Here is a 10,503-nt window from a genome sequence, read left to right as displayed (position 1 = left end):
TTGTTGTTATCTAGATATTAATAAAGTAATAAAATCAGTGCCAACTGAACGGCTACGTTGATCATGAGATGTAACCGAGTACGGCCAAAGGACTGTTGACTGAACCAAACAGCAATCGTGATGAGAATTGCAACGATCGTTTGCCAGGTCAGCGGCTGCAGGAAGATGGTGATAACAAGTAGCAGGCCAGTGATGGCCGAAATCAGTTGATTGATTTGGCGCTGACGGCTGAAGCTCGGAACGTATAGGAAGACATAACTAGCCAGCATGGGGGTCAGTTTCCAGAGAAAAGTAGTTGATAAATAGTTATTTTGTAAATCGAAGACGGCCACTGGGATCGTGAACGTCATGATGACACCGAAAACGACTAGACCAAAGTAGTTTTGCATACCGAAGCGTGGAACAGCCATCACGAGCAACCACGCACTGCACGTTAATAGCAGGTACAGTAGTTCGGATTCCTTGGCAATAATGTTGGTAAATGCAAAGGCCACGGTAATTCCAATCGCAATGAGGCTCCACTGGGGAGCGATCCGCCGATCTAAGATAATGAAGACCGCGGCGGCCACGGCTAAGGTGTAGCCAATCAGTGGTAACTGCGCGGCTGAAAATGAGGCCGTTTGAAATGAGCGCCCGTAATCGAGGGCGGCCCACCAACTGATGATGCTTTGAACGATGGTAAAGATCGCCAAGGCGATGTAATCGCGTTTAATATGTAATTTTCCGATTCGAATCATATTGTCAACACTCTCTAATTAGGATAATGAGTTAATCGTACCGGTCGGGGCAGTTCCCGTCAATAATTTGACAGAAATCTTTAAAAAAAATGGTGATTGTGATAACCTTATATAGTTATGAGCCGTTCCCGAAAGGATAAGTTTAGCTTGTTCAATGAAGAATAAGTGATGCTTAGATGCCTTGTAACCGAAATTATCAAGGGGGAATTTATTGTGAGTGAAAGACACTTATTTACATCTGAATCTGTCTCTGAAGGTCATCCTGATAAGATTGCTGACCAAATCAGTGACGCTATCCTGGACGCAATGTTAGCCCAGGATCCACAAGCACGGGTCGCTGTTGAAACTTCAGTGACGACTGGATTAGTGCTGGTCTTCGGTGAAGTTTCGACCAAGGCCTACGTTGATATTCAAAAGGTCGTGCGTGACACGATCAAGTCGATTGGCTATGTTGATGGTCAATACGGCTTTGACGGTGACAATTGTGCCGTCCTTGTCTCATTGGATGAACAATCACCAGATATCGCGCAAGGGGTCGATGATTCCTTGGAGACGCGTTCTGGCGATGCTGACCCATTAGATCAAATCGGTGCTGGTGATCAAGGGATGATGTTTGGTTATGCCATCAACGAAACCCCTGAATTAATGCCACTGCCAATCGCATTGAGCCATCGGTTGATGCGTAAAATTGCAGCGCTACGTAAGGATGGTACCATTAAGTGGTTACGTCCAGATGCTAAGGCCCAAGTCACGGTCGAATATGACGAAGACAACCAACCTAAGCGAATCGACACAGTGGTCTTGTCTACTCAGCATGATCCTGATGTTGATTTGGATACAATTCGGCAAACGGTCATTGATCAAGTCATCAAGGCTGTGTTACCAGCTGATTTATTAGATGACCAAACTAAGTATCTTGTGAACCCAACTGGTCGTTTTGTTATTGGTGGTCCTCAAGGGGATGCCGGTTTGACTGGTCGGAAAGTCATCGTGGATACGTACGGTGGTTTTGCCCATCATGGTGGTGGTGCCTTTTCTGGTAAGGACGCGACCAAGGTTGATCGTTCTGCAAGTTACGCTGCTCGTTACATTGCCAAAAACGTTGTGGCTGCCGGTTTAGCTGATCAGGTCGAAGTGCAATTGGCATATGCCATCGGGGTTGCCGAACCAGTTTCGATTGCAGTGGATACTGCCGGGACCGGGAAGGTTAGTGATGAAGCGTTGATTAACGCCATTCGCGAAAACTTTGATTTACGCCCAGCTGGGATTATCAAAATGCTCGATTTGCAACGGCCAATTTATCGGCAAACTGCGGCATACGGCCACTTTGGTCGGACCGATATTGATTTGCCATGGGAACATACTGATAAAGTGGATGCTTTAAAAGCAGCATTTAAATAATGCGGTAACGTTGATTCGTTACGGTCTGTAGGTACTCGACGCTAAAAGCGACCTTTTTTCAAGGTCGCTTTTTTTTGCGGGCTATTTTAGATGCACGGGGTTTTAAAATGATTGATAGAGAAGGAGAATTACTAAGATGCAACAGCGTAAAACTAACGTAATGGCGGTTACGGTTGCCATTTACGTCGCGACGTTTATGAGTGCGATTGAAGGGACAATTGTGTCGACCGCCTTGCCAACGATTGTTGGTGATTTACACGGGGTTTCATTGATGAATTGGGTTTTCTCAATTTATTTATTGACTAATGCGATGATGACGCCAATTTATGGAAAGCTGACTGACTTGGTCGGCCGAAAACCAGTGATGCAAGCCGGACTAATTATTTTTATTATCGGGTCTATGATGAGCGGTTTGTCTAATTCGATGCCGGTGCTAATTTTTTGGCGGGCCATTCAGGGGATCGGTGCCGGGGCGCTAATGCCAGTCTCAATGACAATTATCGCAGATATTTATTCATTCGAACGCCGGGCCAAAGTGCTAGGCTTCAATAGTTCAGCGTGGGGCATTGCTTCAGTGCTGGCACCGTTGATTGGTGGACTAATTGTCGATAAGCTCAGCTGGCATTGGATTTTCTTCATTAATGTGCCAGTTGGGTTGATCACCCTTTTCCTATTTCAATTTTATTTACGAGAACCCAAACGTCACAATAACGTGAAAATCGACTACTTGGGTAGCTTTTGGCTGATGCTCTTCTTGCTGTGCTTGATGCTAAGCTTCCAACTATTGGGAAACGCCACTATCAGTTGGGTGGCCGTTGGGACTGCTTGGATCATTAGTGCGCTCAGTTTGTGGCTATTTATTCGTCGTGAAAGTCGCACGGATGAACCAGTGATTTCGATGGATTTATTCAAAAACCACACGTTTATTATTCAGAATGCCGTGGCGGCCTTAGTCAGTGGTTTCCTAATGGCCGTTGAAGTTTATATTCCAACTTGGACTCAGGGGATACTGGGTGTACCGGCTTCTTTGGCGGGATTCGCAGTGACACCGAGCTCGTTAATGTGGATCGTCGGGTCATTCGTGACGGGGCGGTTATTGGCAAAGTGGGCGCCGCGACGGATTTTGTATCTGAGTTTGGCTTTCATCCTCGTGACAAGCATTTGCTTAGCGTGGTTGCCAGTTAATACTGCTTTCCCATGGTTCTTCCTGATCACAGCGATTGGTGGCGTGGGCTTCGGAATTACAATTACAGCAACGACCGTCACGTCGCAACACCTTGTGCCAGCTGAGAACGTGGGCGTCGCAACGTCCTTCAATACGTTGAGTCGAACGATTGGCCAAACGTTGATGATTTCAATCTTTGGAATTGCGTTGAACGTTGGGATGAACCAAGGTATTCAGCACCATGCAGGAACGAACATGGCGATGATGAACAAGTTGATCAATCCACAGACAGCAACGCAATTACCGTCTCATTTGTTGCCGACACTTCATCGTATCTTATATACGGGCTTACATTGGGTCTACCTGATTGGCCTTGGTTTGGTTATTCTAGCCTTTATTGTGAATAGTTTGGATCGCGGACCACAAAAAACGGCAGCACAACACGCGGCTGATTTAAACCAAAATCAGGATTAGTCGGCTTAGTATCAACAAATTAATTGTCAAAGTGACTCATAATTTGTCGTTTATTTGATATTGACGTAAAAAAATCCGAAAAATTTTCAATAAAATTTCCATAAGTGTTATAAATAAATTTTAAGTTGTTAGACGAGTGTAATGGGCTTTATGAGGCCTATTACACTCGTTTTCATTAATATTATTTATTTGGTAACTATTTTAGGAAAATTAATGGAAAACGTGTAACAAGATTGACGGTATCAACTATTGCCAACAAAACATAATCATAGTATTATGAGTGCATAGCCTAACGATTGATGGTGTATACCAATGATGCTATATATGTGTTTTTTGTATCATATATAAACGGGTTTGATTAGGTTAGAGAAGGAAGGCAAAACCATGAAATTTCTGAGACATAAATCTTTTAGGGGAGATCCGCAAGTTCACTACAAGATGTTTAAAGTCGGCCGTACTTGGGTATTTACGGCGATGGCATCATTTGTATTGACTGCTGCACCTCAGTTAGTATCTCATGCAGATACGGTTTCGGCGGATACTAGTAGCGATACGGCAAGTAGTGCCACTAGTAGTGCCAGCTCGGGGGCGGATACGTCTTCTGCAGCAGCGAGTGCGGCGGCACTAGCTGCTGCAACGGCAAGTAGTACGTCAACTAGTACTACCAGTGACTCGTCTACGGCATCTTCTTCGAGCAAAACTGCCTCGAACAGTAATTCCGAATCTTCATCGGATAGTTCAAGCAGCGATGACAGTGCTTCAGACGCAAGTTCTGCGAGCGAAACAAGTACGACTAATGCGACAAGTACATCAAGTACTAGTAGTAGCAGTGTTTCAACGGCTAGTTCGAGCGCATCCAGCGCAAGTTCAAGTAGTAGTTCGAGCTCGTCAAGCGCTACTTCATCGAGTTTAACTGATAGCAGCAGTTCTTCCGCAGCTAGCTCAAGTACGACGAGTTTGTCAAGCAGTGCTAGCGTAGCGGCAAGTACTGTCTCGACAGCAAGCAGTGTTGCCAGCACGACTAAGTCTGCAAGTACGGCGGCTTCAACGGCAGCCATTGCAGCTTACTCGTCGGAATCGGCTGCCAGCTCAAATACCGATAGTACCGCAGCTAAGGCGGCTTCATCGTCAGCTTCATTAGCCGGTTCATACGCCACACTTGCCAGCAGTTATGCTAGTTTGGTCAATAACCTAACGACGCAAGCAGCAGTGAGTGCGGCCCAAAGTGCCTATCAAGAAGCGCTTAACGCGGCTGATTTGTCACGGCACTACAATAGTATTGCAAACATGTACTTAGACGCAATGACAAATGGTGTGGGGTCCAATGTAGATAATACATTGGCATACGCTAATGCCAACTCTTTAGCATTTAGTGCAGCCAGTGCGGCCAGTTCATACGCAGCCCTGGCTTCAACGGCCACCTCAACGGCCAGCAGTGCTGCTACCCAAGGCTTAATTAATTTAGCAAGTAGCAATTATTCCGCCGCATCTAGTGCGGCATCTGCAGCCACGGTAGCAGCCAGCTCGGCAGCTGAAGCAGCCAACAGTGCATACTTAGCCATGCAATACGACAAAAATAATACGGCCGTTACCTCAGCTTACACCGTTGCTTCTAGCACGGCAGCTGCGGCTTCAACGGCCGCGGTTAACGCAACGACCGCTGCGATGGCAGCATCTTCAGCATATGCCGCTGTAAGTAGTAATGCGGCAAATAATGACTATGAAGCCACTAGTACTGCCTATGCAGTTACTTCCTCCGCCGCAACGGAGGCGCTTAGTCAATACGCCGCCGGGAGCACAGCTACTAGCACCGCTAGTTCGGCAGCCATTTTTGCCAATAGTACTGCAATTAGTGATTTGGCGAGTGCGGCTTCTTCAAGTGCAAACGTGGCGAATACGTCAAAGAGTACGGCTTCAAGTGCGGCCAGTGTGGCGGCAACGCAAACTGGTACTCAAGCGTCAGCTTATGCTTCAAGTGCTGCAACGGCCGCTAGCTCTGCTTCGTCAGCCTACGCCGTCGCCAGTACGGCTGCAAAATCTGCTGTCAGTGCTAGTGATCCTGCCACCGCGGACTCATACGCTCGGGTGGCCCAATCGGCATCTTCATTGGCTGCTAGTTACGCTGCAACTGCTGAGTCTAACGCGACTTTAGCTGCTAAGTTTTCGACGAATGTCGCCAATGAACAAACCGTTAGTTCCAATGCGACTTTAACGACGAGTACGGCAACGCAAAGTGTCTCGACTGGAGATACTGTGACAATTACCAACAAGGTGGGTTTGGATTCAGGATATTCAGTAAGTGGTACACCAACTTATGTTTGGTATGTCTCAACGGATGGAGCAACTTGGACGACCATTAGTGGTGCAACATCGGCAACGTATACAACAACTGCAACTACTTCAGGGACGTATTATTATCAAGCAGTCGTTAGTGGTAAGCGGGTTACAGCATTAATCTTGACTTCAAATTTTGAAGCAGCTGGTAATGTGATTACCATTGTTGTTACCAATCCAGAAGGGACCTACACTGAAATTGCCAGCAGTTATGCCAGCCAAGCCAACAGCGCAGCCTCAGTGGCAACCTCTCAAGCTGCCGCTGCAAGTAGTGCGATCAGTTTGGCCAGTTCTTCAGCTAACTTGACGGGCTCATTAGCTAGCTACTACACATCACAGGCTAATTCTTCATACAACGCAGCTAGCTCATATGCGAGTGTGGCTTCGGAGGCGGCAAGTATTGCAACTATGGCCAGTACTTCGGCCGCTTCTTATGAAGCCGAAGGGGCGTATACCAGTGCTAATATCTGGGCAGGAATGGCATCGAGTTATGCGAGTGTTGCAACTGAATATGCTAGTTCTGCAAGTAGTGCGGCATCTGAGGCAGCAGCTAGTCTCGATACTGCTTTGAAAAATGCGGTTAATGAAGATGGTGGTGATACCGCTGCTGATTATTTAGCATCAAGTTATGCCAGTATGGCTGCGTCATCGGCAAATGTGGCCGGTGACCAAGCCTCGTTAGCTGCATCCTATGCGGCCAACGCTGCTAATGCATATAACGTTGCTGGTTCTTCATTTAATACCACTGCAACTAGCAGTTATAATGCAGCGGCAAGTTCTGCAGCTGTAGCGGCTAGTTCATACGCTGCGGCAGCTAGTGAAGCAGCAAGTCTTGCTGCTTCATATGCAGCGGACGGGAATTATAATTCGGCTGCCTTGCAACAAAGCTACGCGGCTTTGCGTTTAACCTATGCCACAGATCAATTGAATGCTGCTTCGAGTGCGGCGAGTGCGATTACCCAAACGGTCGTGCAAGCACAATCCAGTTATTATAATTCGATTGCAACGGCTGCTTCTAGCGCAGCGTCAGCAGCTGAATCGGCAGCCGGGAACGCAATCAGTGTCGCGAGTTCATTAAGTGCAAAGTATGCGTCAAACACCACGTTGGGTAGCTCATACGTTGCACAAACTAATAATTATGCCGTGACAACTCTGGGTGCAGCGGCGGCCGCAACTTCAGCTGCGGAAATGGCAGCTCAGTATACAAGCCAGGCTTCATCGGCAGTAGCTGCGGGCGATTATGCTATGGCCAGCTCATATGTGACCAATGCCTCAGCAGCAGCTAGTGAAGCAACCTCATATGCGGCATTGTCTACATCCAATGCGGCTTTAGGTAGTACGGCGGCTAGCAACGCGACGAATTATTCAAACAATACGAATTCATATAAAAGCACTAATACGGGTAATGCAACGACAATTCTAGGGATTGTTATTTCTGGTGGGATGACTTCTCAACCCGCAGCAGTGACGTCGACCGTTTCTGGTGGGACCTTTACCTTGTCAGCTTCGTCAGCATTAGGACTAGGTGGGGTTGCACTATCATCAAAAACAACTTGGTATGTTCAAGTCAACGGCACTTGGATGACCTTAGATAAGGCCAGCGCTTATATTGAATCATATGATGCAGTTGACAGTGCTGGTTTACTGTCAACTAGTAGTTCATTAACAGTTACTATCAAAGCGGGCTATACTGGATCATTGCTGTTCCAAGCCGTACAAGGGTTTTCTTGGGACTTGGCAAACTGGTTTACAGTTTATACGTTTGCAAGTAATTTAGCGGAAGTAGATGTTTATAGTAGCAATATTCCAGCAACAAACATTTCCATAGCTGGTGATGATTACGTCATTAATCCAACGAACAGTTCGAGTGGCTCAAACGATAAGGTGACTAGCCAGTTTACATCAACGACTAACCCTGAGAATGCTACTGGAAAGATTACCTGGACGACAAGTGATTCAAGCATTGCGACAATTGATGATTCTGGCCTTTTGACCGTTGTATCTAATGGAACGGTGACAATCACAGCAACAATTACGAATGCAGACGGCACTAGCTATTCATCTTCAAAGACAATTACAATCGGTAGCGGCCTTGAGGATACGAGTGTTGATGCTGGAAGTGATTTGACGTGGGTTCCAGATGGTTCGACTACGGGTACTGGGACTGATATTACTTATCAATGGTATTATTCTTCAACAGCGGACGGTACTGGAACAGCGCTGAGTGGTCAGACTGGTACGACACTTAATCTGTCAGATCTGACGGTAGGGCAATCCGGTTATTACTACCTAGTTATTACTGGATCCAATACGACTAACGGGACTACTACCACGACAACTGTAACTTTAGGCCGGGCTTACTTGACTGTTAATGCTGTTTCAACTGAAGCGGCAGATTCTGCAGCTAGCGAAGCAGCTAACTACGCAAATCAAGCGACGGAATATGGTTCAGTTGCTAGTTCTTATGCGAACATTGCGGGCGAATATGCAAGTAAAAACTCAGAAGCAAGCTCCTACGCAGAACAAGCAACGGCAGCAGCTTCTGATGCACAGTCAGCTGCAACAGCTGCTTCAACTGCAGCCTCTAATGCGGCAGCCGCCCAATCAAATGCAGATTCTGCGGAAGCTGCCGGCGAAAACTCGGCTGCTTCCAGTTATGCAGAGGAAGCTAAAAAGAAAGCGTCCGAAGCATCTGAAGCTAAAAAGAAAGCTTCAAGTGCCGCTGATGATGCGGGCTACTATGCTGATTTAGCTGCTAATGTTAGTGAAGATGACTCGGATAGTGATTCTGACGGCGACAGTGATTCGGATAGCGACAGTGATTCGGACTCTGACAGTGATTCGGATTCCGACAGTGATTCTGACTCAGACAGCGACTCGGATTCTGATAGTGATTCGGATTCTGATAGTGATTCGGATTCCGACAGTGACTCGGATTCTGATAGTGATTCGGATAGTGACAGCGACTCAGATTCCGACAGTGATTCGGATTCCGATAGCGACTCGGACTCGGACAGCGACTCCGACTCCGACAGTGATTCCGACTCCGATAGCGACTCCGATTCTGACAGTGACTCGGACTCGGACAGCGATTCAGATAGCGACAGTGATTCCGACTCGGATAGTGATTCGGATTCCGACAGCGACTCGGATAGCGATAGTGACTCAGATTCCGACAGTGATTCCGACTCTGACAGTGACTCAGATTCCGATAGTGATTCCGACTCGGACAGTGATTCAGATAGCGACAGTGATTCCGACTCGGATAGTGACTCAGATTCCGATAGTGATTCGGACAGCGACAGTGACTCAGATTCGGACAGTGATTCCGACTCCGACAGTGACTCCGACTCTGATAGTGATTCCGATTCGGATAGTGACTCCGACAGCGATTCCGACTCCGATTCCGATAGTGATTCGGATTCCGACAGTGACTCCGACTCCGACAGTGATTCGGACTCGGACAGCGACTCGGATTCGGATAGTGACTCGGACAGTGATTCAGATAGCGACAGTGACTCCGACTCGGACAGTGATTCGGATAGCGACAGTGACTCAGATTCGGACAGTGATTCTGACTCGGATAGTGATTCTGACTCGGATAGTGATTCCGACTCGGACAGTGATTCCGATTCGGACAGCGATTCCGATTCCGATAGTGATTCCGATTCGGATAGCGACTCCGATTCTGACAGTGATTCCGACTCTGATAGCGACTCAGATTCCGACAGTGATTCCGACTCCGATAGCGACTCTGATTCCGACAGTGATTCTGACTCGGACAGCGATTCGGACTCGGACAGCGACTCCGATTCAGACAGTGATTCGGATAGCGACAGTGACTCCGACTCCGATAGTGATTCCGATTCAGACAGTGATTCTGACTCCGACAGCGATTCGGATTCCGATAGTGATTCGGACTCCGACAGCGATTCGGATTCCGATAGTGATTCGGACTCCGATTCTGACAGTGATTCAGACTCAGACAGCGATTCGGATTCCGATAGCGATTCAGACTCGGATAGTGACTCAGATTCCGATAGTGATTCGGACAGCGACAGTGACTCAGATTCTGACAGTGATTCCGACTCCGACAGCGATTCCGACTCAGATTCCGATAGTGATTCGGACTCGGACAGCGACTCGGATTCGGATAGTGATTCGGACTCCGACAGTGACTCGGATTCTGATAGTGATTCGGATTCAGACAGTGACTCAGACTCTGATAGTGATTCGGACTCCGATAGCGACTCAGATTCAGACAGTGATTCGGATTCCGACAGCGACTCCGATTCCGACAGTGATTCGGATAGCGACAGTGACTCCGACTCCGATAGTGATTCCGATTCAGACAGTGATTCGGACTCCGACAGCGATTCGGATTCCGATAGT

3 protein-coding genes, 1 pseudogene and 1 riboswitch are annotated in these 10,503 nt (G+C 47.4%); of the genes and pseudogenes, 3 read left to right on the top strand and 1 reads right to left on the bottom strand.

All coding sequences use genetic code 11. The features are described from left to right. Positions 1-17: 17 nt before the first annotated feature. Entirely contained in the window at positions 18-737 is a 720-nt protein-coding gene (locus ACWQAU_RS06045; protein WP_003643191.1) for a hypothetical protein, read from the bottom strand. A gap of 110 nt (positions 738-847) precedes the next feature. Further along, positions 848-953, top strand: a riboswitch (SMK box riboswitch). On the opposite strand from ACWQAU_RS06045, the gene metK reads away from it, so the two are divergent. The 3 genes and pseudogenes from metK to ACWQAU_RS06030 all read left to right on the top strand — a co-directional run. Further along, positions 951-2,138: a methionine adenosyltransferase gene (metK, locus tag ACWQAU_RS06040; protein ID WP_003644222.1), complete on the top strand. Its 1,188-nt coding sequence runs from the start codon at positions 951-953 to the stop codon at positions 2,136-2,138. It overlaps the preceding riboswitch by 3 nt. 136 nt (positions 2,139-2,274) lie before the next feature. Then, a complete protein-coding gene (locus ACWQAU_RS06035) occupies positions 2,275-3,777 on the top strand; it encodes an MDR family MFS transporter (protein WP_003643189.1) in 1,503 nt (500 codons plus the stop codon). Positions 3,778-4,161: 384 nt separating this feature from the next. After that, positions 4,162-9,018 (top strand): annotated as a pseudogene (locus ACWQAU_RS06030) (lp_1303a family serine-rich repeat glycoprotein adhesin); the annotation flags it as partial. Positions 9,019-10,503 lie beyond the last annotated feature (1,485 nt).

The sequence above is a fragment of the Lactiplantibacillus sp. 3062 genome, from assembly GCF_055413545.1.
Note: the sequence above shows the minus strand (reverse complement) of the source record. Positions and strands in the feature narration are given on the sequence as shown.

What these genes read in the sequence shown, in the direction of transcription:
- ACWQAU_RS06045 (WP_003643191.1), bottom strand. Translation starts at nt 737, where the DNA reads ATGATTCGAATCGGAAAATTACATATTAAACGCGATTACATCGCCTTG.
- ACWQAU_RS06035 (WP_003643189.1), top strand. Translation starts at nt 2,275, where the DNA reads ATGCAACAGCGTAAAACTAACGTAATGGCGGTTACGGTTGCCATTTAC.